Annotated in this window: 19 protein-coding genes; 13 read left to right on the top strand and 6 right to left on the bottom strand. The window is 54.2% G+C overall.

Going from position 1 to position 22,466, the window contains the following annotated elements; translation table 11 throughout:
- Positions 1 to 58: 58 nt before the first annotated feature.
- The 3 genes from sppA (at position 59) to pncA (ending at position 3,644) form a co-directional block, all read left to right on the top strand.
- Positions 59 to 1,915 (top strand): signal peptide peptidase SppA, encoded by a 1,857-nt coding sequence (gene sppA, locus AAH446_RS00945; RefSeq protein ID WP_342904857.1) that lies wholly within the window; start codon positions 59 to 61, stop codon positions 1,913 to 1,915.
- Positions 1,916 to 2,000: 85 nt separating this feature from the next.
- Positions 2,001 to 3,020, top strand: coding sequence for an asparaginase (gene ansA, locus AAH446_RS00940; RefSeq protein ID WP_342904856.1), 1,020 nt, complete (start codon positions 2,001 to 2,003; stop codon positions 3,018 to 3,020).
- 6 nt (positions 3,021 to 3,026) lie between these two features.
- Positions 3,027 to 3,644, top strand: coding sequence for a bifunctional nicotinamidase/pyrazinamidase (gene pncA / locus AAH446_RS00935; RefSeq protein ID WP_342904855.1), 618 nt, complete (start codon positions 3,027 to 3,029; stop codon positions 3,642 to 3,644).
- Between the two features lie 148 nt (positions 3,645 to 3,792).
- Here pncA and AAH446_RS00930 read toward each other — a convergent pair whose 3' ends face one another.
- Together AAH446_RS00930 and msrB are read right to left on the bottom strand one after the other, a co-directional pair.
- Positions 3,793 to 4,071, bottom strand: coding sequence for a YeaC family protein (locus AAH446_RS00930; RefSeq protein WP_342904854.1), 279 nt, complete (start codon positions 4,069 to 4,071; stop codon positions 3,793 to 3,795).
- A 5-nt stretch (positions 4,072 to 4,076) separates the two neighbouring features.
- Positions 4,077 to 4,487: a peptide-methionine (R)-S-oxide reductase MsrB gene (gene msrB / locus AAH446_RS00925; RefSeq protein ID WP_342904853.1), complete on the bottom strand. Its 411-nt coding sequence runs from the start codon at positions 4,485 to 4,487 to the stop codon at positions 4,077 to 4,079.
- A 340-nt stretch (positions 4,488 to 4,827) separates the two neighbouring features.
- On the opposite strand from msrB, the gene gapA reads away from it, so the two are divergent.
- Both gapA and AAH446_RS00915 read left to right on the top strand, forming a co-directional pair.
- A complete protein-coding gene (gapA, locus tag AAH446_RS00920) occupies positions 4,828 to 5,823 on the top strand; it encodes a glyceraldehyde-3-phosphate dehydrogenase (protein ID WP_342904852.1) in 996 nt (331 codons plus the stop codon).
- Between the two features lie 67 nt (positions 5,824 to 5,890).
- The gene (locus AAH446_RS00915) at positions 5,891 to 6,769 is read left to right on the top strand and encodes a D-hexose-6-phosphate mutarotase (protein WP_342904851.1); all 879 of its coding nucleotides are present in this window, start codon (positions 5,891 to 5,893) and stop codon (positions 6,767 to 6,769) included.
- 79 nt (positions 6,770 to 6,848) lie between these two features.
- Here the strand turns inward: AAH446_RS00915 and AAH446_RS00910 are convergent, their stop codons facing one another.
- Together AAH446_RS00910 and AAH446_RS00905 are read right to left on the bottom strand one after the other, a co-directional pair.
- Positions 6,849 to 7,700: an aldo/keto reductase gene (locus tag AAH446_RS00910; RefSeq protein ID WP_342904850.1), complete on the bottom strand. Its 852-nt coding sequence runs from the start codon at positions 7,698 to 7,700 to the stop codon at positions 6,849 to 6,851.
- 80 nt (positions 7,701 to 7,780) lie between these two features.
- Positions 7,781 to 8,521: a MipA/OmpV family protein gene (locus tag AAH446_RS00905; RefSeq protein ID WP_463322757.1), complete on the bottom strand. Its 741-nt coding sequence runs from the start codon at positions 8,519 to 8,521 to the stop codon at positions 7,781 to 7,783.
- A gap of 425 nt (positions 8,522 to 8,946) precedes the next feature.
- Between AAH446_RS00905 and yeaG the strand changes: the two genes are divergently transcribed.
- From yeaG to AAH446_RS00875, 6 genes are all read left to right on the top strand, one after another.
- Positions 8,947 to 10,881 (top strand): protein kinase YeaG, encoded by a 1,935-nt coding sequence (gene yeaG / locus AAH446_RS00900; RefSeq protein WP_342904849.1) that lies wholly within the window; start codon positions 8,947 to 8,949, stop codon positions 10,879 to 10,881.
- A 66-nt stretch (positions 10,882 to 10,947) separates the two neighbouring features.
- Positions 10,948 to 12,228, top strand: coding sequence for a YeaH/YhbH family protein (locus AAH446_RS00895; protein ID WP_342904848.1), 1,281 nt, complete (start codon positions 10,948 to 10,950; stop codon positions 12,226 to 12,228).
- 437 nt (positions 12,229 to 12,665) lie between these two features.
- Positions 12,666 to 14,393: a potassium/proton antiporter gene (locus AAH446_RS00890; RefSeq protein ID WP_342904847.1), complete on the top strand. Its 1,728-nt coding sequence runs from the start codon at positions 12,666 to 12,668 to the stop codon at positions 14,391 to 14,393.
- A gap of 77 nt (positions 14,394 to 14,470) precedes the next feature.
- Positions 14,471 to 14,704, top strand: a complete 234-nt coding sequence (locus AAH446_RS00885) for a DUF1480 family protein (protein ID WP_342904846.1) — start codon at positions 14,471 to 14,473, stop codon at positions 14,702 to 14,704.
- Positions 14,705 to 15,104: 400 nt separating this feature from the next.
- Positions 15,105 to 16,571 carry an undecaprenyl-phosphate galactose phosphotransferase WbaP gene (wbaP, locus tag AAH446_RS00880; RefSeq protein ID WP_342904845.1) on the top strand — a complete coding sequence of 489 codons (1,467 nt, stop codon included), beginning with the start codon at positions 15,105 to 15,107 and terminating at the stop codon, positions 16,569 to 16,571.
- 141 nt (positions 16,572 to 16,712) lie between these two features.
- The gene (locus AAH446_RS00875) at positions 16,713 to 17,906 is read left to right on the top strand and encodes a multidrug effflux MFS transporter (RefSeq protein WP_342904844.1); all 1,194 of its coding nucleotides are present in this window, start codon (positions 16,713 to 16,715) and stop codon (positions 17,904 to 17,906) included.
- Here AAH446_RS00875 and dadX read toward each other — a convergent pair.
- Positions 17,899 to 18,978 carry a catabolic alanine racemase DadX gene (dadX, locus tag AAH446_RS00870; protein ID WP_342904843.1) on the bottom strand — a complete coding sequence of 360 codons (1,080 nt, stop codon included), beginning with the start codon at positions 18,976 to 18,978 and terminating at the stop codon, positions 17,899 to 17,901. The two genes, AAH446_RS00875 and dadX, sit on opposite strands and share 8 nt — an antisense overlap.
- Before the next feature lie 28 nt (positions 18,979 to 19,006).
- The gene (locus AAH446_RS00865; protein WP_342904842.1) at positions 19,007 to 20,302 is read right to left on the bottom strand and encodes a D-amino acid dehydrogenase; all 1,296 of its coding nucleotides are present in this window, start codon (positions 20,300 to 20,302) and stop codon (positions 19,007 to 19,009) included.
- A gap of 340 nt (positions 20,303 to 20,642) precedes the next feature.
- Here AAH446_RS00865 and AAH446_RS00860 point away from each other — a divergent pair, with 340 nt between their 5' ends.
- Together AAH446_RS00860 and AAH446_RS00855 are read left to right on the top strand one after the other, a co-directional pair.
- Positions 20,643 to 20,837 (top strand): hypothetical protein, encoded by a 195-nt coding sequence (locus AAH446_RS00860; protein ID WP_342904841.1) that lies wholly within the window; start codon positions 20,643 to 20,645, stop codon positions 20,835 to 20,837.
- Positions 20,821 to 22,356 carry a SpoVR family protein gene (locus AAH446_RS00855; protein ID WP_342904840.1) on the top strand — a complete coding sequence of 512 codons (1,536 nt, stop codon included), beginning with the start codon at positions 20,821 to 20,823 and terminating at the stop codon, positions 22,354 to 22,356. The genes AAH446_RS00860 and AAH446_RS00855 overlap by 17 nt, the downstream gene beginning before the upstream one ends.
- The last annotated feature ends 110 nt before the right edge of the window (positions 22,357 to 22,466 follow it).

Raw genomic sequence — 22,466 nt, 5'->3', positions numbered from 1 at the left:
GCGTTGCGCGTTGGCAACGGACGAGAGCGGACTTTTGTACGGCGTTAACGGAGTTAATATGCGCATGATAGGGCGATTTATCGCTGGCTTTTTCAAATGGACCTGGCGGCTTCTGAACTTTGTCCGGGAATTCATTCTCAACCTGTTTCTGATCGCGTTGATTGTGATCCTGGCCGGTGCCTGGTTCCAGTACAACCGGTCCACCACGGCGGTCGAACCTACCAAAGGCGCACTTATTGTTGACCTCAGCGGCGTGGTCGTTGATAAACCTTCCGTCAGCAATAAGATCAGTAAAATTGGCCGCCAGCTTCTTGGCGCCAGCAGCGACCGGTTAAAAGAGAACTCGCTGTTTGACGTGGTAGACGCGATCCGTCAGGCCAAAGATGATGCCAACATTACCGGCATGGTGCTCGATCTGCGCGATTTCGCCGGTGCCGATCAGCCTTCTCTGCGCTATATCGGTAAGGCGCTTCGTGAATTCCGCGACGGCGGCAAGCCGATTTACGCCACGGGAGACAGCTACAGCCAGGCGCAATATTATCTTGCCAGCTTCGCGAATAAGATCTATCTCACCCCGCAGGGCGCCGTTGATCTGCACGGTTTCGCCACCAACGGACTTTACTATAAATCTCTGCTGGATAAGCTGAAGGTCAACTCCCACGTTTTCCGCGTTGGTACGTATAAATCCGCGGTTGAGCCTTTCCTGCGCGATGATATGTCCCCTGCCGCCAGAGAAGCTGACAGCCGCTGGGTAGGCGAACTCTGGCAAAATTATCTCAACACTGTTTCGGCGAACCGTCAGTTAACCCCTGCCCAGCTATTCCCTGGCGCACCGGAAATGATCGCCGAACTGCAGGCAGTTGATGGCGATACGGCGCAGTATGCAAAAGAACATAAGCTGGTCGATGAACTCTCCTCACGGGCGCTGGTTAACCATGAGCTGACCAAAGTCTTTGGCTGGGACGAGAGCGTAAAAGATTACAAAGGAACCAGCATTTACGACTATCAGATCAAGAAGCAGGATGCGGCGAACGGCAATATTGCCGTGATCCTCGCCAGCGGCGCGATTATGGACGGTGAAGAGACGCCCGGCAGCGTCGGTGGCGACACCACGGCGATGGAGATCCGCCAGGCAAGGCTGGATCCGAAAATCAAAGCCATTCTGTTCCGCGTCAACAGCCCCGGCGGCAGCGTGACCGCCTCTGAGACGATACGTGAAGAGCTGGCCGCCGCGAAAGAAGCGGGTAAACCGGTCGTCGTTTCCATGGGCGGCATGGCGGCCTCTGGCGGTTACTGGGTTTCGACGCCGGCCAACTACATCATCGCCAGCCCCAGCACGCTGACCGGCTCGATCGGCATCTTCGGCGTTATCAACACGGTTGAGAATTCCCTTGATGCCATCGGCGTCCATACCGACGGCGTGGCAACCTCTCCGCTGGCTGATGTGACGATGACAAAAGCCCTGCCGCCTGAAGTGCAGCAGATGATGCAGCTGACCATTGAGAATGGCTACAGAAACTTCCTGGGCCTGGTGGCGAAGTCGCGCAATAAAACGCCCGAGCAGATCGACGAAATCGCGCAGGGTCACGTCTGGACCGGCAGTGACGCGAAAGCGAACGGCCTGGTTGACGCGCTGGGCGACTTTGATGACGCCGTTGCCAAAGCGGCTGAGCTGGCTAAGCTGAAAACCTGGCATCTCAGCTGGTATCAGGAAGATCCGGGCTTTATTGATCTGCTGTTCAGCCAGATGGATGCTTCTGCGCGCGCGGCGCTGCCTGATGCGCTGAAAGTCTGGCTGCCAGCCCCAATGCTTGATGTGATGACCGCCATGAAAGGTCAGCCGGGGCTTTTCGACAACCTGAACGATCCGCAAAACCGCTACGCTATCTGCCTGACCTGCGGTCAGGTGAAGTAGCCCCCCGCAGCCCGGCGTCTGACCGGGCTGCTTTTCCCTTACTTTCCCCTTATACTGCGCCTTTTCGGCAAGCCTGAGTCCTCTGATGCACAAAAAATCTATTTACGTTGCCTATACCGGCGGCACTATCGGTATGCAGCGCTCTGAACATGGCTACATTCCCGTTTCCGGCCACCTGCAAACTCAGCTGGCTAACATGCCTGAATTTCACCGTGCCGAAATGCCCGACTTCACAATCCATGAATATCAGCCGCTGATCGACTCTTCCGATATGACCCCGCAGGACTGGCAGGCGATCGTCGATGACATCCGGCAAAACTACGATAGCTATGACGGCTTCGTTATTCTTCATGGCACCGACACCATGGCCTTCACCGCTTCGGCGCTCTCCTTTATGCTGGAGAACCTCGCCAAACCGGTAATTGTGACAGGGTCACAAATACCGCTGGCGGAACTGCGCTCGGACGGCCAGCAAAATCTGCTTAACGCGCTGTTCGTGGCCGCCAATTACCCGATAAATGAAGTGACGCTGTTTTTCAATAACACTCTTTATCGCGGCAACCGCACTACCAAGGCCCATGCGGATGGATTCAACGCCTTTGACTCCCCTAACCTTGCTCCACTGCTGGAAGCGGGTATCCATATCCGTCGCCTGAACACCCCGCCCGCGCCCACAGGAAGCGGCGATCTGATTGTTCATTCCGTCACGCCCCAGCCCGTTGGCGTGGTGACCATCTATCCGGGGATCTCGGCGGATGTCGTCAGTAACTTCCTGCTCCAGCCGGTGAAAGCGCTGATTCTACGCTCCTATGGCGTGGGCAATGCGCCGCAGAACCCCGCCTTTCTGAAAGAGCTGAAAGAGGCTTCCGCACGCGGTATTGTGGTGGTTAACCTGACGCAGTGCATGTCTGGCAAGGTGAATATGGGTGGTTACGCTACCGGTAACGCGCTGGCGCTGGCGGGTGTGGTGAGCGGACTGGACCTCACCGTCGAGGCCACGCTGACCAAACTCCACTTCCTGCTCAGCCAGAATCTCTCCAGCAGCGAAGTGCGCCGGCTGATGCAGGTTAATCTTCGCGGTGAATTAACCCCTGACGAAAAGTGAGACACCATGACAGCTACGCAGCAGGCCCTGTTACTGATTGATTTACAGAATGACTTCTGTCCCGGCGGCGCCCTTGCCGTCAGGGAGGGCGATGAAGTTATCGCAGTCGCTAACCAGTACGCGGCTGAATTCCGCCTGCGGGACCAGCCCGTCGTCGCCACGCTTGACTGGCACCCGGCAAACCACGGAAGTTTTGCGTCCAACGCCGGACAGCCTGTCGGCAGCACCGGAACGCTGGCGGGTTTGCCGCAGATCTGGTGGCCCGATCACTGTATACAGGAGAGCATCGGGGCTGCGTTTCATCCGTCGCTTATGCAGCAACACCTCAGCCATACCGTGCGTAAAGGGCAAAATCCCCAGGTGGACAGCTACAGCGCGTTTTTTGATAACGGCCGGCTTGAGCAGACCGGACTGGATGGCTGGCTCAAAGCAAGAGGTATCACCGCCCTGACCGTTATGGGTCTGGCGACAGACTACTGCGTCAGATACAGCGTGCTGGATGCGCTGATGCTGGGTTATGCCGTTACGGTTATCAAAGCGGGATGTCGGGGCGTTGAACTGAGGCAGGGAGACTGCGAATCTGCGCTTGAAGCGATGGCGGCAGGCGGGGCCATTATTCAGTAATGCGTTCCGTGGCTGGGCAGACTGCCAGGGCCCGACGCTGAGTCATAACAGGCATGTGGCACTATTCTGAAAATTCCGCCGAAGGCCTGGAACAGGGCCAGGAATAAGAGCTGCGTTTAGCACTCTTATTCCTGTTGCAGATAAGAGATTACTGCAGCTTGATACGGGTGACATTGTCATCAGTAATGCCGAACTCTTCCTTAAGCTCCCGTTTGGTTTTCATCACCATCTCCCCACCCTTGCCCACGCTCATATGCTGAGGCTGGTCGTTGTGACGCGCCTGCCAGAGCATCACCAGCTGCAGGCTGTTCTCTTTCTGCTCAGGCGTCAGCGCCACGCCGTCGGCCCACTTTCCGGTTTCTACTGCCGTCACCAGACGCTGGTACACTTCAGGCGTCATGGTGGCAATCATCTCATCAAGCATCATAAGCACTAACCTTTAATCTGATTGCCATCATCATCGGTAAAACTCAGTGAGGCAGAATTAACACAGTAGCGCTCGCCGCTGGGCTGCGGGCCATCCGGGAAGACATGGCCGAGATGCGCATCGCAGGTGCCACAGCGGATTTCTATACGCTGCATACCGTGCGAATCATCTTCGATATAACGGATGGAGTCTTCCTGCACCGGCTGATAAAAGCTTGGCCAGCCGCAGCCCGAGTCATATTTTGACCCGGAGAGAAACAGGGAGGCGTTGCAGACGAGGCAGTGGTAAATCCCTTCGCCCTTGTTATGCAACAGCTTGCCGGAAAACGGAGGTTCAGTGCCGCGCTGCTGGGTCACATAGCGCTGCATCTCATTCAGATCGGTTTCAGGCGACAGGGGATGTTGGTCATTAGCCATTTTGCTACTCCCGGACAGTGTGATTCTGAAAATATTGGCTAGTATTCTAACAAATACTTAACAACGTCAGGGGATTTTTTCACGTCAGGCGGAATCTGAAAGTCACCGGAAGGTGAAAGTGTGATGCAAGTCACCTTTTAGCCAGGCTACCCCTTTATATCCGGGTATCACGCCCCAATAGTGAGATTAATCGCCGTGCGAAATGCGCTTTCTGACAAATAATTCCTGCTTTATGGTTTGATTTGTCGCAACACTTGAAGCGATTCCGCTTGACGCCTGGTAAGGTTTTTGTAATTTTACAACCAACCTTTTATTCACTAACAACTAGCTGGTGGAATATATGACTATCAAAGTAGGTATCAACGGTTTTGGCCGTATCGGTCGCATCGTTTTCCGTGCTGCTCAGCAGCGTTCTGACGTAGAGATCGTCGCAATCAACGATCTGCTGGACGCCGAGTACATGGCTTACATGCTGAAGTATGACTCTACCCACGGTCGTTTCGACGGCACCGTAGAAGTCAAAGACGGCCAACTGGTTGTCAACGGCAAAACCATCCGTGTTACCGCTGAAAGAGATCCGGCTAACCTGAAGTGGGACGAAATCGGCGTTGACGTCGTGGCAGAAGCGACCGGCATCTTCCTGACCGACGAAACCGCACGTAAGCACATCCAGGCGGGCGCGAAGAAAGTTGTTCTGACCGGCCCTTCTAAAGATGACACCCCAATGTTTGTAATGGGCGTAAACCACAAGTCTTACGCTGGCCAGGATATCGTGTCTAACGCTTCCTGCACCACGAACTGCCTGGCACCGCTGGCTAAAGTCATCAACGACAAATTCGGCATCGTTGAAGCTCTGATGACGACCGTTCACGCGACGACTGCCACGCAGAAAACCGTTGATGGTCCATCGCACAAAGACTGGCGCGGCGGCCGCGGCGCTTCTCAGAACATCATCCCTTCTTCTACCGGTGCAGCTAAAGCCGTTGGTAAAGTGATCCCTGAGCTGAACGGCAAACTGACCGGCATGGCGTTCCGCGTTCCTACGCCTAACGTTTCCGTGGTTGACCTGACTGCACGTCTGGCTAAGCCTGCCTCTTACAAAGAAATTTGTGATGCTATCAAGGCCGCTGCTGAAGGCGAACTGAAAGGCGTTCTGGGCTATACCGAAGATGAAGTGGTTTCCACTGACTTCAACGGCGAAACCCTGACCTCCGTGTTCGATGCCAAAGCGGGTATCGCACTGAGCGACACTTTCGTTAAACTGGTTTCCTGGTACGATAACGAAACCGGTTACTCCAACAAGGTTCTTGACCTGGTTGCTCACATCGCTAAATAAGCGCGGTGAAACACGAATTCTGGGCGACTGCGGTCGCCCTTTTTTTTGGCTGAAATAAGGTTTACTCATGAACGAAGAACTCTTTTCGCTTCCCGTTGTTAACCAGATAACGCCCTATATCACCCAGCGTAACGTCGGCGAACTGCCCACGGTTGTCATTGCGCATCCGAAAGTGCGTGCGGCGGTCACCCTTCAGGGCGCCCACCTGATTGCGTGGCAACCCGCAGGTGAAAAACCAGTAATCTGGCTCAGTGATAAAACCGCCTGGCGTCCGGGCAAAGCGATTCGGGGCGGCGTTCCCATCTGCTGGCCCTGGTTTGGCCCGGCGGGCGAGCCGGCGCATGGATTCGCCCGTACCCTGCCCTGGACGCTTTCCGCGCATGATGAAAATGAGGAGAGCGTCATGCTCACCTTTGTCCTGGAAAGCAGTGAGCAGACGAAAAAACTCTGGCCGCACGATTTTACCCTGCTGGCCCGCTTCCGCTTCAGCGATCGCTGTGAAATCGAACTGGAAGCGCATGGCGACTATGAAGCGACGGCGGCACTGCACAGCTACTTTAGCGTGGCTGACATCGCTGATGTTGAGGTCAGCGGATTGGGTAAGACCTATATCGATAAGGTGAATCAGGGTGCCCAGGGGACGTCTGAGGACGGCAGGCAGACCTATCCAGATCGCGTTGACCGTATTTACACGCAGCCTGATGCCTGTAGCCTGATTCACGATCGGACTGGACGTCGTACGATTGAAGTGCACCATCACTCACACAGTGACGTTGTCACGTGGAACCCGGGTCCGGAGCTCTCTTGCAGCATGGGGGATATGGCAAACGAAGGGTATAAAACCATGGTCTGCGTGGAGACGGCCCACGTCTCGTCCCCGATGATCAGCGCGGACGAGTCGCCTTCACGTCTCTCGACGACGATACGGGTACGGAAATCGAACTGATCGCTGTTTCTGCTCACCACCAGCCGGGGCTGTTACCGCTGGTGGTAAGTGCGATCAATAAGACTAAGGGAAAACCGCGCTAAATCACATCCAGCGGGAATTTTCTTTCCGGCGGGGGGAAAGCCTGGTTTATTAACGCCTGCTCCTCACTCGTAAGGATCACATCAAGCGCGGCGGCATTTTCCGCCACATGCTGCCTGCTACCCGCTTTGGGGATCGCCATAACCCCCTCCTTACGGATGACCCATGCCAGCAAAAGCTGCGCGACGGTAATCGCCTTCCGGCTGGCAATCTGATTCAGAACAGGATGATTCATCAGGTCACGACGGAGCCGCCCGGCCTGCGCAAGGGGAGAATAGGCCATTACCGGCATGTTGCGCTGCCGACACGCCGGCAGGAGATCGAACTCAATCCCTCTGGAGGCCAGATGGTAAAGAACCTGATTGGTGGCGCAGGCTTCACCTCCCTCCTCTGCCAGCAGTTCATTCATATCTTCGGTATCAAAATTTGACACTCCCCAGCGGCGTATCTTTCCGGCCTGTTGCAATAGCGTCATGGCGCGGAGGGTTTCTTCCAGCGGTACGTTCCCACGCCAGTGCAGCAGATAAAGATCCAGATAATCTGTTTTCAGGCGACGCAGGCTGCGCTCGCAGGCTTCTGTGGCATCAGTGGCACTGGCGTTCCAGGGGTAAACTTTTGAAACCAGCCACGCCTGCTCACGCCGTCCCTGGAGCGCTTCGCCAACCACTTCCTCCGCCCCGCCGTCAGCGTACATTTCCGCTGTATCGATCACGCGGAGACCGAGATCGAGTCCATGCTGGAGCGCCGCCACCTCCGTCCGGCGCTGCATGGCGTCCTCGCCCATGTACCAGGTTCCCTGACCAATGGCGGGTAACGGGCAATCTTCGGAAAATATTACTGTCCGGGTCATGATTATCTCCTGCACATTTTTACGCGTCACAACTGTGCAAAAGGGCGCGGCGCGCCCTTTTTTTGTGCATTAGCCTGAGATCAGAAGGTATAGCTGATGCCAGTCCACACCGTGACCTGCGAATTACGATCCACCATTGGGCTGTCTTTAACTTCATCGCTCAGGTGGGTATAACGACCGGACGCCGATGCGGTCCAGTTGGCGTTGAGCGCATAGGTCGCCGTCAGCTCCATGTAGGGATTCCAGCTGGCATCGGGTTCATAGCTGCTCAGACCACTGCGGCGGGATTCGTTTTTCGATATGCCGTAGTAGTAGTCATTCTGGTTTTCGCTGCTCCAGAGGGCGCCAATTCCCGGCGTCAGGGTAAAATCGCCAAACTGGAAACGATAAAGGTAGGTCAGGTCCCACAGAAAACCGTTGCTGTTATCCAGCATATCGCCCACCAGCACCGTACGCACAATGCCCCACTCCGCGCTGTGACGATAGGTAACGCCGCCCATCAGGGTCATATGGCGGTCGCTTAGCTGCTTAAGCTGCTTGTTGTCGGTATCATCCGTATTGAAGTTCTGTGGGGAACCCAGAACGCTCAGCGAAAGCTGATTCGCCTCATCGTTCCACAGATAATAGCCCGCCTGAATACCCCGAATGAAGAAGCGATCGCCTTCATAGTTAATTATCGGGAAAGGATAGTAACGCTCCTGGCCACCTTTATAGGGGTTCTGACTGTAGATGACGGAAGCGCCAAGCGTTAACGGATTCGCCTGCGCCAGCATAGAGGCAGGTAAAAGAAGGGCAATAGCGCTAACTTTGAGATAGTTCACAATTTATTCAATCCATAAATATAACAATCAGGTTCTTCAGTTTACCAGTCTCTGTATGAGAGTAAAAAAGATTCATATCCTGTAGCACTCAGAATCAATTTACCCCACTCAACACGCCAAAAAACCAGGCTTATTTACAATTTCCCGGCAGCCCGCCTCCGGCAAGGTATATGCCGCAAAGGCATCTGACTTTGTCCTTGAATTATCATCATAAATGAGACGGCGTTCAGGAAATTTCTTAAATGCCATCTACGCTTTAATGAAGAGAGGAAATTTGCACGAGAACGTAACCAGTTCCATATCTACCCGATAAAAAAACGTCAGGTTGGCATAAGGGTTGCTGTACTCACTAATAAGTTCCTTCAGGGGCTGACCCCACTTAGGCTCCTGGTACCTGTGCTAAAAAAGAAAGGACGGGCATCGCTATGAATATATTCGATCACTATCGTCAGCGTTATGAAGCTGCCAAGGACGAAGAGTTCACACTCCAGGAATTTCTTACCGTGTGTCGGCAAGATCGCAGTGCCTACGCCAACGCGGCAGAACGACTGTTAACGGCTATTGGTGAGCCGGTAATGGTTGATACTGCCCAGGAGCCTCGCCTATCCCGCCTGTTCTCTAACCGCGTCATCGCCCGCTATCCCGCCTTTGAAGAGTTCTATGGTATGGAAGAGGCGATTGAACAAATTGTTTCCTATCTGAGGCATGCGGCTCAGGGACTTGAGGAGAAAAAACAGATCCTCTACCTGCTTGGTCCGGTGGGAGGAGGTAAATCTTCGCTGGCCGAACGGCTGAAATCGCTGATGCAGCGCGTGCCGATTTATGTACTGAGTGCCGACGGCGAGCGCAGTCCGGTTAACGACCATCCGCTCTGCCTGTTTAATCCTCAGGAAGATGCCAATATCCTGGAGAAGGAATATGGCGTTCCCCGCCGCTATCTTGGCACCATTATGTCGCCGTGGGCCGCTAAACGCCTGCACGATTTTGGCGGCGATATCACCCGCTTCAAGGTAGTCAAAGTCTGGCCATCTATCCTCGATCAGCTGGCCATTGCCAAAACGGAACCGGGTGATGAAAACAATCAGGATATTTCCGCGCTGGTCGGTAAGGTCGATATCCGCAAGCTGGAGAATCACGCCCAGAACGATCCTGATGCCTACGGTTATTCGGGCGCGCTCTGCCGGGCTAACCAGGGGATAATGGAATTTGTGGAGATGTTTAAGGCGCCGATCAAGGTGCTGCACCCTCTGCTGACCGCCACGCAGGAAGGTAACTATAACGGTACCGAAGGGATATCCGCCCTGCCGTTTAACGGCATCATTCTTGCCCACTCCAACGAATCAGAGTGGGTCACCTTCCGCAATAATAAGAACAATGAAGCCTTTCTTGACCGCGTTTATATCGTCAAGGTGCCTTACTGCCTTCGCGTCTCGGAAGAGATTAAAATCTACGACAAACTGCTTAACCACAGTGAGCTTTACCACGCGCCCTGCGCGCCCGGTACGCTTGAAACCCTGGCCCGCTTCACCATCTTGTCACGCCTTAAAGAGCCGGAAAACTCCAGTACCTACTCCAAAATGCGCGTTTACGATGGCGAAAGCCTGAAGGATACCGACCCGAAAGCGAAATCCTACCAGGAGTATCGTGACTACGCGGGCGTCGATGAGGGGATGAACGGGCTTTCCACCCGATTCGCCTTTAAAATTCTTTCCCGGGTATTTAACTTCGACCATGCCGAAGTCGCAGCCAACCCGGTCCATCTGTTTTACGTGCTTGAACAGCAGATTGAGCGGGAACAGTTCCCCCAGGATCAGGCTGAGAAATACCTTGAGCACCTTAAAGGTTATCTGATCCCGAAATACGCCGAATTTATTGGTAAAGAGATTCAGACAGCCTACCTCGAGTCTTACTCTGAATATGGTCAGAACATTTTTGACCGCTACGTGACCTACGCAGACTTCTGGATTCAGGATCAGGAATACCGCGACCCCGACACCGGTCAGCTCTTCGACAGGGAATCGCTGAACGCCGAACTGGAGAAAATAGAGAAGCCTGCCGGGATCAGTAATCCGAAAGACTTCCGTAATGAAATCGTCAACTTCGTGCTGCGCGCCCGTGCGCACAATAATGGCCGCAACCCTAACTGGACCAGTTATGAGAAACTGCGCACGGTGATCGAGAAGAAAATGTTCTCAAACACCGAAGAGCTACTGCCGGTGATCTCGTTTAATGCGAAAACGTCCACGGATGAACAGAAGAAGCATGATGATTTCGTCGACCGGATGATGGAGAAAGGCTATACCCGTAAGCAGGTTCGCCTGCTGTGCGAATGGTATCTGCGGGTAAGAAAATCGTCCTGATTCAGGTCTGTATGCATCAGCGGGCCGGGTTGATCCGGCCCGACATGCAACGTGGTGGGGGAAGTTATGGCCTATTTTATCGATCGGCGTCTTAACGGCAAAAACAAAAGCGCGGTGAACCGTCAGCGCTTTCTGCGCCGTTACAAATCGCAAATTAAACAGTCGATCTCCGAGGCCATCAATAAGCGTTCGGTGACCGACGTTGAAAGCGGCGAATCTGTTTCTATCCCGGTGGATGATATTCATGAACCCATCTTCCATCAGGGACGCGGCGGTAAGCGCCATCGCGTTCATCCGGGAAATGACCACTTTGTACAGAATGACCGCGTCGAGCGTCCTCAGGGCGGCGGCGGAGGCGGCGGCAGCGGACAGGGAAACGCCAGCCAGGATGGTGAGGGCCAGGACGAATTCGTTTTCAATATTTCGAAAGATGAATATCTTGATCTACTGTTTGAAGATCTTGCGCTGCCAAATCTGAGAAAAAATCAGCACCGTCAGCTTAATGAATATAAGGTGCACCGGGCGGGCTATACATCAAACGGCGTCCCGGCGAATATCAGCGTGGTACGCTCGCTGCAAAACTCGCTGGCAAGGCGTACCGCAATGACCGCCGGCAAGCGCAGGATGCTTAGCGAACTGGAGGCGACGCTTGAGGTAGTGGAAAAATCGGAGCCGGCCCAGCTGCTGGAGGAGGAGCGGTTGCGCCAGGAGATTGCCGAACTGCGCGCGCGCATTAAACGGGTGCCCTTTATCGACACCTTTGACCTCCGTTATAAAAACTTTGAGAAGCGCCCCGAACCCTCAAGCCGGGCCGTGATGTTCTGCCTGATGGACGTTTCGGGCTCTATGGATCAGGCGACAAAGGATATGGCGAAACGCTTTTATATTTTGCTCTATCTCTTCCTGAGTCGTACCTATAAAAATGTGGAAGTGGTCTATATTCGCCATCATACCCAGGCGAAAGAGGTGGATGAACAGGAGTTTTTCTACTCGCAGGAAACGGGCGGCACTATTGTTTCCAGCGCCCTGAAGCTGATGGATGAAGTGGTGAAAGAGCGTTACGATCCGGCTCAGTGGAATATCTACGCCGCGCAGGCGTCAGATGGCGATAACTGGGCTGACGATTCGCCGCTTTGTCATGAAATCCTGGCGAAGCAGATTCTGCCGGTGGTACGTTACTATAGCTATATTGAAATTACCCGCCGCGCACATCAGACGCTCTGGCGGGAATATGAGCATCTTCAGGCGATGTTTGATAATTTTGCTATCCAGCATATCCGCGAGCCGGAGGATATCTATCCTGTCTTCCGGGAACTGTTTCATAAACAGGCGGAAGAGAGTTACTGATTGGGCGTAACGGCCAGGCAAGAAGGGTTTACTGGCTAACTATTATGGCGGGAAGGGCTCAGGCGGCAGAAGGATGCTTTCTTCAGGTGTTCAACTGCTTTCAGGCTGATGCTTTTCCCGCGCCATTACTGACGCAATCCGCTGCTTGTCTCAGTCAGGCCTTAAGCTATGCGGTTGATTAAGATTCCCTCCCTGGTTCCTCCCATACTCAAGGAATGAAAAAGCGCCCGTTATCTGCTTTTTTCCGCTCAATCCCTTAAATAACCCACTGTTCTGGCGCACTCAGTGGCCTTTATCTCAACGCATTATATGTTATTTTAACTAACGATGAAAAATATCGCAGCCTGTTGCTCACTGCCGCTAATGCATCAGAGGGAAAAGAAATAATCACAACTTGCTGTTAAAAAAGAATTTATTGATTACAGGAGAGTCATCCATTGGAAGCCAGCGCTATCTACAGTCTGTTTATTATTGGTTCCGTGCTGGTCGCCGCAAGCATTTTACTGAGTTCGTTCTCATCGAGGCTCGGTATCCCAATTTTGGTCATTTTCCTCGCGTTAGGGATGCTGGCGGGTGTGGACGGCATTGGCGGGATTGAATTTGATAATTATCCCGCCGCTTATCTCATCAGTAACCTGGCGCTGGCGGTCATTCTGCTCGATGGCGGCATGCGTACGCAGGCAAGTTCATTTAAAGTGGCGCTCGGCCCGGCCCTTTCGCTGGCCACGCTTGGCGTTTTGATTACCGCCGGCCTGACGGGGATGGCGGCGGCCTGGCTGTTCGATTTAGATATGCTGGAAGGTTTTCTGGTCGGGGCGATTATCGGCTCCACGGATGCGGCAGCCGTCTTCTCACTGCTCGGCGGTAAAGGACTTAACGAGCGCGTTGGCGCCACGCTGGAAATCGAATCCGGCAGCAACGATCCGATGGCCGTCTTTTTAACTATTACGCTGATAGAGATGATCCAGCAGGGGCAAACGGGCCTGAGCGGGATGTTTGTGGTTCACCTGATCCAGCAGTTCGGTCTGGGTATCGTACTGGGGCTGGGCGGGGGCTGGGCACTGCAACAGCTGATAAACCGGGTTTCGCTCGCCAGCGGCCTCTATCCACTGCTGGCGGTCAGCGGCGGCATTCTGGTTTTCGCCCTGACCACCCTGCTTGAAGGCAGCGGCATTCTGGCCGTTTATCTTTGCGGTTTTCTGCTGGGCAACCGGCCAATTCGTAACCGGCACGGCATTCTGCAAACCTTCGATGGTATGGCCTGGCTCAGTCAGATCGGCATGTTTCTGGTTCTGGGACTGCTGGTTAATCCGCTCGACCTCTGGACAATCGCCCTGCCGGCCATGCTGCTCTCTATCTGGCTGATTCTGGTCGCCCGTCCGCTCTCGGTCTTTGTGGGCCTGCTGCCGTTTCGTGGGTTTAACATCCGCGAAAGATTCTTTATCAGCTGGGTTGGTTTACGCGGGGCGGTGCCGATTATCCTGGCGGTCTTCCCGATGATGGCGGGACTGGAACATGCCTCGCTCTTCTTTAATATTGCGTTCTTTGTGGTACTGGTTTCGTTAATGGTTCAGGGAACGTCCCTGGGCTATGCGGCGCGAAAGGCCAGGGTGATCGTTCCGCCGATGGCCTCTCCCATTTCGCGTGCCGGTCTGGATATTCACCCGGAAAATCCCTGGGAACATTTTGTTTATCAGCTTAGCGAAGATAAATGGTGCATCGGAGCGGCGCTGCGCGAACTGAAAATGCCCAGAGAAACCCGCATTTCCGCCCTCTTTCGCGATAATTTACTGCTTCATCCCACCGGTAATACTCGTCTCAGAGAAGGCGATGTGCTGTGCGTTATTGGCCGTGAGCGCGATCTTCCGGCGCTGGGCAAGCTGTTCAGCCAACTGCCGCCCGTCTCGCTCGATCAGCGCTTTTTTGGCGACTTTATTTTACAGGCCGATGCCCGCCTTCATGACGTCTGTGAAATTTACGGTATTGAGCTGGATGAGGAGATCAACGCCAGCCAGACGCTGGGACATCTGATTGGTAAAATGATTGGCGGCACGCCGGTGGTCGGCGATCAGGTGGAATGGAAAAATATGATCTGGACGGTGGCGGAAAAAGAAGCCAATGAGATTGTGAAAATCGGCGTACGGTTTGTGGATAACAAGGAATAATCCTGGTCTGCCCGCCTCGATCTATTTCAGATAGCGGCTAAACTTAAGATTCGTATTTGTCCGGAAGGGAGTAAATCATGGGTCATGTTGTTAAGATTGGTCGCTATGAAATCATTGATGCGGAACTGGATGCGCAGAATATCGATACGGTCAGCATCCCCTGCAGCACCAATCCCGGGCTAAGCTATCAGCTGGATGGATGGGATAATGAGACCAGCGTTCCCGCCTGGATTGACGGTGAGCCCGTGGACCTTGCCATTTGTCACTATGATAAACAGCAGGATCGGTGGATACTGAAAAAGCCGGCCTGAGGATTGTTAAGTTTCACCGCTGTGGTAATTCACTGCGGTGAAATTTTCTTTTATTTGCCATTAAACTGTTATTTCCGCGTCATATCTTATTCCCTTCGCTGCTAATTTCCCGCTTCGTTTGCCCCCCGGATAATAAATAAATTTTGCTGGTTTTTTAGCCATTTTAGGAATTACCCGTATTAACTAAGCCAAATAAGTCCGGCATACTCTGATCCTGCTTTTAGATGAAACCATAACCGTACTGGTATTGCTTCATTTCTCTTCTCGCCGCATCACTACAGCGAGTACTGGCATACGACTTCGTTATAGTACTTATAAAATATCCTTATTTTCATTACTCCTGAACGCGTGCTTGATCCCCGTCAGGTCACCGATCACTCATGTAAAGAGAGCAGGCATTATGGCAAGTACTCTGGTATTGAACGATCGCCGCCGGGCATTTAGCGGTACACGAAAAAATATTATTACCAAAGTCGCACTCAGTCTTTCCGATCTTATCTCTATAAACCTGGCCCTGTTCTTATCTACGGCGACGGTTCAGGGTATCTGGGGCAATCTCGATATATTTATCCCGCCTCAGGAAGTAAAAGTACGCTTCCTGGCGCAATTTATAATGTCGGTAGTCTGTACCGCCTGGTTCTGGATGCGCCTGCGGCACTACACTTACCGCAAGCCATTCTGGTTTGAACTGAAAGAGATTATTAAGACACTGGTGATATTTTCGCTGCTCGATCTGGCGTTAATCGCTTTCTCTAAATGGGATTTCTCCCGCCTGCTCTGGAGCTTTACCTGGGTATGGGCGCTGATCCTTGTCCCACTGCTCCGCTCCTGGGTCAAGCACGCCATCCTGAAAGCCGGACAGTGGCAAAAGCAGACCATCATTATTGGTTCCGGTAAAAATGCGCGTGAAGCCTACGCCGCGCTACAGAGTGAAGAAATTCTGGGCTATGAAGTGAAAGCGTTTGTCGCCTCCAACGATCATGGGGGAGCAGAAAGCCTTAATGGTGTGCCGGTGATCACCGCGAAAGATATCGTCTGGGATACTGTCGATCTTGAAAATACCCAGTTTATCGTGGCGATGGAGTATGAACAGCAGGTCATGCGTGATACCTGGCTCAAACTGTTATCGAAGAAAAAGTGCCGTTCGGTTTCCGTGGTGCCCACGCTGCGCGGTGTGCCACTTTACGGAACTGATATGTCTTTTATCTTCAGTCATGAAGTGATGATCCTGCGGGTCAGTAATAATCTCGCCAAGCGCTCTTCCCGCTTCCTTAAGCGCGTCTTTGATATGGTGGTTGCTTCTCTGCTGTTGCTTTTTCTCGCCCCCGCATTTGCCATCATCTGCTGGATGGTAGGCCGTGATGGCGGCAACAAAATCTACGGCCATGAGCGCGTGGGCCAGGATGGGAAGAAATTTAAGTGCCTCAAATTCCGCTCCATGGTGACGAATTCCAAAGAGGTGCTTGAAGAACTGCTCGCCACCAGCGCCGAGGCCCGGGCGGAGTGGGATAAGGACTTCAAGCTTAAGAAAGACCCGCGCGTAACCAAAATCGGCGCCTTCCTGCGCAAAACCAGCCTGGACGAACTGCCACAGCTCTGGAACGTTATCCGCGGCGAAATGAGCCTGGTCGGCCCCCGCCCGGTGATTGAAGCGGAGCTTGAGCGTTACGCCGGCGATGTGGACTACTATCTGATGGCTAAACCGGGCATGACCGGCCTCTGGCAGGTAAGCGGGCGTAATGACATTGACTACGACACGCGCGTTTACTTTGACTCCTGGTATGTTAAAAACTGGGCGCTGTGGACCGATATTGCCATTCTGTTTAAAACGGCCGGAGTGGTGTTTCGTCGCGACGGCGCCTACTGATTTCTTAACGCGCAGCGCCATGCTGGTAAGAAGCCAGCATGGCCGCGCTGCCACGGTTTTTTTCTTATCTCTCCCCTTTCCTTTTGCCGGTCTTATCACTACCCTGTGCGGCTCGCTCTTAAACGGATATCGCCTCGCACGATGCAAAAATTCACTCTGATCCTTCTTAGCCTGGTGTTGCTGGCTCCCCTGGGTATCGATCTCTATCTGCCTACGCTGCCTGAAATAGCGGAGGGGCTGAACACGCCCGTCACTACCGTGCAGACTACTATCCCGCTCTTCCTGCTGGTGATGGGGCTGGGTCAGATTGTGGCCGGGCCGCTGGTGGATAACTTTGGCCGCAAGCCTGTTGCGCTGATTGGTCTCTTTCTCTATATGGTAGGCAGCGTACTTGCCGCAACGGCGACCAGCTGGCCTCAGTTTCTTACTGCCCGCATCGTGCAGGGCTGTGCGGTCTGCTGTACCGCGGTGGTGGCGTTCAGCGGCGTACGCGACCGTCTGGACGGCGAAGACGCGGCTAAAGCCTACGGTTTTCTTAACGGCGCGCTTAATATCGTACCCGCGCTGGCACCGATGCTGGGCGGATTGCTCGCTGAGGCGTTTGGCTGGCGGGCACCCTTCTGGTTCCTCACCGCCTATGCGCTGATGATTGGTCTGGTAGTGGTTTTCTTCCTGCCGGAAACCCGCCCTGCCGGTACGCTGGCGGTGAAAGGTCTGCCGCTGAGGCAGTACTGGCAAATACTGCGACAGCCCCGATTTCTTGCCTTCGCTTTTGCCAATGCCGGGGCGCTGGGAATGGTACTGACTTATGTTTCCCTCGCGCCGCAGGTATTGATGACCGAGGGACAACTGACCGCGCTGCAATTTTCCATCGTGTTCGGCGCGAACGGCTTCTGGATTATGCTGGTCAGCGTGCTGGTGAATAAAATCATTCGTAAAGTGGGTCGCCCTTTCTGCCTGGCGGCAGGCAGCCTGGCGATGGCGCTGGGCGCGCTGACGCTGGCCGGAGGGGTGTTTCTGTTGCCGGGCGAATGGCAGGCTCACTGGGCGCTTTATATGTTCCCGGTTGCCATCTCCGTTGCCGGCCTCGCCTTTACCGTCGGTCCGGCCACCAGCTACGCGCTGGAGCCTTACCAGCAGCAGGCGGGGGTGGCTTCGGCGCTGGCAGGTTTTATCCAGATGGCCGGCGGCTCCTCCGCCGGGCTGCTGATGATGGCCCTGCCCCTTGCGGAAAAGCCCGCCCTGGCATTGATGATGATCACCGGCGCCATGCTGGCAGGTATCGCATGGCTTTACAGTAAGAAAGTACGCGGTACGATCACCGCGCTCAGGTAGACTGACTGATACGGACCGGCACCCGGGGCGCGAGCGCGCACATCAGCTCATAGCCCAGGGTGCCGGAGGCATGTGCAACCTCATCGATCTTCACATTACTTCCCCACAGTTCGACCTGGCTGCCAATGCCAGCCTGGTAGCACGGCGTCAGATCGACAGTAATCATATCCATGGAGACAGCTCCCACGGTCTGCGTCTTCACGCCATCAACCCAGACCGGCGTACCGCTGGGCGCATGACGGGGATAGCCATCAGCGTAGCCACAGGCAACCACGCCAATCCGCTGCTCTCCGGCGGCACGATAGCGCGCCCCGTAGCCGACTGCATCGCCTGCTTTCAGGTTCTGGATACCAATGATTTCGCTGTTGAGCGTCATGGCTGGCTTCAGGCCGCAGCTGGCAATATCCCGCCAGTGGCCGGTTGGTGAAGCGCCATAAAGAATGATGCCTGGCCGCACCCAGTCGTGGTGCGTTTCGGGGTGCCAGAGCGTGGCGGCAGAGTTAGCCAGCGAGCGTGGGCAGTCCAGACCTTCTGCCGCCTGGTCGATCCGCTTCATCGGTGCCACGATCCCCTCCGGCGTTTCCGCTTCGGCAAAGTGGGCCATCAGCGTCATTTCCGCGACGTTTTCCAGCCCGCGCAGCTTGTGCCAGACCTGATGCACCTGCTCGGGACGGAAACCGAGCCGGTTCATGCCGCTGTTCATTTTCAGATAGATATCGAGCGGCGCCGACAGTTTCGCTTTCGCCAGGGCCTGGATCTGCCAGTTGCTGTGCACGCTGGTTGTCAGACGATAGCGATCCAGCAGGGCGAGCTCATCCGGATGGAAAAAGCCTTCCAGCAACAGAATTGGCTTTTTCCAGCCACGTTCACGCAGCAGGATCGCCTCTTCGAGATTGAGCAATGCGAAGCCGTCCGATCCGGCAAGACTTTGCCAGACGCGATCGATGCCATGCCCATAGGCGTTAGCTTTTATTACTGACCAGAGGCGGGAATGCGGTGCAGCCTGGCGGGCAACCGCCAGGTTATGTCGTAACGCGCTGGAATCGATCGTTGCGACAATCGGACGTGACATAACTTCTCCTGATTCTGACTATGGAAAATTAGCGGGCACCCTGCAAAACCTGACCCGTTGGCGGATAAAAACCGGGCAGATAACGCATTACGGAAAGATCGTCTGCGGCGATAGCCGGTGAACGTCCGGAAATAATATCAGAAATCAGCTGTCCCGATCCGCACGCCATCGTCCAACCGAGCGTTCCATGACCGGTATTGAGGTAAAGATTCTTAAACGGCGTTCTGCCGACGATAGGCGTACCATCCGGCGTCATCGGCCGCAGGCCGCTCCAGAATGTTGCCTGCTCAATAGAGCCGCCCTCAGGAAAGAGATCGCGCACGACCATCTCCAGGGTTTCACGTCGGGCGGGCAAAAGCTGGGTGTTATAACCAACAATTTCCGCCATACCTCCGACGCGAATACGATCCTCAAAGCGGGTGATCGCCACTTTATAACTCTCATCCAGCACAGTTGAAACCGGCGCTGCCTGGGGGTTTCTGATGGGAATCGTGAGCGAGTATCCTTTAAGCGGATAGACGGGCAGGCGGACGATTTTATCCAGCAAGGCGGTGGAGTAGGCGCCGAACGCCACGACATAAGCATCCGCAGTAATGATTTCTTCACCACTCTTCACGCCGGCAATCTGATTACCCTCCTGAAGCAAGGCATCCACCGCGGTATTAAACCGGAAGGTGACGCCAGCCGCCGCCGCCATCCCGGCCAGCTGCTGGGTAAACAGCTGACAGTCGCCGGTTTCATCGTTTGGCAAACGCAGCCCGCCGGTCAGGATATGCTTTGTCGCGGCAAGCGCAGGTTCCACTTCCGCCAGCCGATCCGCCTCAAGCAGCTGATAGGGCACGCCAGCGTCCTTCAGCACCGCAATATCCTTCGCCGCGCTTTCAAACTGTTGCGCGGTGCGGAACAGCTGAAGCGTACCGCCCTGGCGGCCCTCATAGGCGATGCCGGTCTGCTGGCGCAGGGCTTTCAGGCAGTCGCGACTGTATTCCGCGATGCGGACCATCCGGCTCTTGTTTTGCTGGTAATGCTGCATATTACAGTTTTTGAGCATTTCCCACATCCAGGCGAGCTGGAACAGGCTGCCGTCAGGCCGCACGGCCAGCGGCGCATGCCGCTGAAACATCCATTTAATCGCCTTAAGCGGCACGCCAGGCGCCGCCCACGGCGCGGCATAACCGGGTGAAATCTGACCGGCATTGGCGGCACTGGTTTCCAGCGCCACGCCGGGCTGGCGATCGATAACCGTCACCTCATGACCCGCCTGAGCCAGATACCAGGCGCTCGCCACGCCAACCACCCCACTACCCAAAATGACGACTCGCATACCTTTTCACCACGTTAAAAAGAGGATTGAACTGCATTAATGCGTTATTTACAGATGAAAACACTAACCCGAAACCCATAGGCTTGCGGTGACATATTTCACATCTTTTTCACATATACTGGCAACTAAAACAGAACGCTGCGTTAAATACGGAATTAAACGCTGCTTTACCGCGGCTGAAAGTGGCAAATAATAATTCATGCCGTTTACCGGCCTCCGTTCAGCAGATTATGAGCCCGGCCACACCCCGGCTAATCTTTCAGATTTTTATGCTGACATTTACCCGAAAACATGAATTATCCAATAAGCTCATGGGTATGCTATCGCGCCACGCTATTTTATGGTGAAGAATAGCGGGAATCGCCAGAGCGATCGGAGAGAGTGGGCTATCATTGAGATATTGGCTTTTATTCCAGGCGAACCCGCGCAGCTGCACGCGCTGGCCGCCGACATGAAAACGGATATTTTGTCGCTACGTGGTGTAACGTCGAAAACCGATTTTATAAAAGGGGTGCGCTATGACGACTATCTTTGACGATGCCATCACAAGCAATAAAAGACTGAGTGACGGACCCGACTGGACCTTCGACCTGCTTGATGTCTATCTTGCCGAAATTGACCGGGTCGCCAGGCTTTACCGTCTTGAAACTTATCCCCATCAGATTGAGGTTATTACCTCCGAACAGATGATGGATGCCTACTCCAGCGTGGGCATGCCTATCAACTATACCCACTGGTCGTTTGGTAAAAAGTTTATCGAGACCGAGCAGCGATATAAGCATGGTCAGCAAGGCCTGGCTTATGAGATCGTCATCAATTCCAACCCCTGTATCGCCTACCTGATGGAAGAAAACACTATTACCATGCAGGCGCTGGTGATGGCTCACGCCTGTTATGGGCATAACTCCTTTTTTAAAAACAATTATCTGTTTCGCAGCTGGACCGACGCCAGCTCGATTGTGGATTACCTCATCTTCGCCCGGAATTACATCACCCAGTGCGAGGAGCGTTATGGCCTTGAAGAGGTGGAGAAGCTGCTGGATTCCTGCCACGCGCTGATGAATTACGGCGTCGATCGCTATAAACGTCCGCAGAAGATCTCCCTGCAGGAAGAGAAAGCGCGCCAGCAAAGCCGGGAAGCGTACCTGCAAAGCCAGGTCAACACGCTGTGGCGTACTCTTCCCCGTCGCGAACGTGAAGAGGCCCAGGTTGAGGCGGTGCGTTATCCTTCTGAACCGCAGGAAAACCTGCTCTATTTTATGGAGAAGAACGCCCCGCTGCTGGAACCCTGGCAGCGCGAAATTTTGCGCATCGTGCGTAAAGTCAGCCAGTATTTCTATCCCCAGAAGCAGACCCAGGTGATGAATGAGGGCTGGGCCACCTTCTGGCACTACACCATTCTCAATCATCTTTATGATGAGGGAAAAGTCTCCGAGCGTTTTATGCTGGAATTCCTGCACAGCCACACCAATGTGGTTTATCAGCCGCCCTACAACAGCCAGTGGTATAACGGCATTAACCCCTACGCGCTGGGCTTTGCCATGTTTCAGGATATCAAGCGCATCTGCCAGCAGCCGACGGAAGAAGATCGCCACTGGTTCCCGGATATCGCCGGCAGTGACTGGCTGGAAACGCTGCATTTCGCCATGCGGGAATTTAAGGATGAGAGCTTTATCAGTCAGTTCCTGTCACCTAAAGTGATGCGCGACTTCCGCCTGTTTACGGTGATGGATGACGATCGTAATAATTTCCTTGAGATCGCGGCGATACATGATGAAGCGGGCTACCGGGCCATTCGCCAGCAGCTTTCCGCCCAGTACAACCTGAGTAATCTGGAGCCGAATATTCAGGTTTACAACGTCGATTTGCGCGGCGATCGTTCGCTGACGCTACGCTATGTGCCGCATAGCCGCGCGCCGCTGGATAAAAGCCGCCGTGAAGTGCTGAAGCATGTTCACCGGCTGTGGGGATTTGATATTCATCTTGAGCAACAGAATGAAGATGGCAGTACTGAGATCCTCGATCGCTGTCCGCCAAGACCTTCAGTTCTCTGAGCGTGATGACGAGACGTGCATAAAAAAGCCGGTTCTGACGAACCGGCTTCAGTAACTGTTAAAATATTATCTGACCTGCGATCTCAGCATTCGCGTCCTGTAAATTTACC

This window comes from Erwinia psychrophila, assembly GCF_039023475.1.
Taxonomy (GTDB): Bacteria; Pseudomonadota; Gammaproteobacteria; order Enterobacterales; family Enterobacteriaceae; genus Erwinia.
Note: the sequence above shows the minus strand (reverse complement) of the source record. Positions and strands in the feature narration are given on the sequence as shown.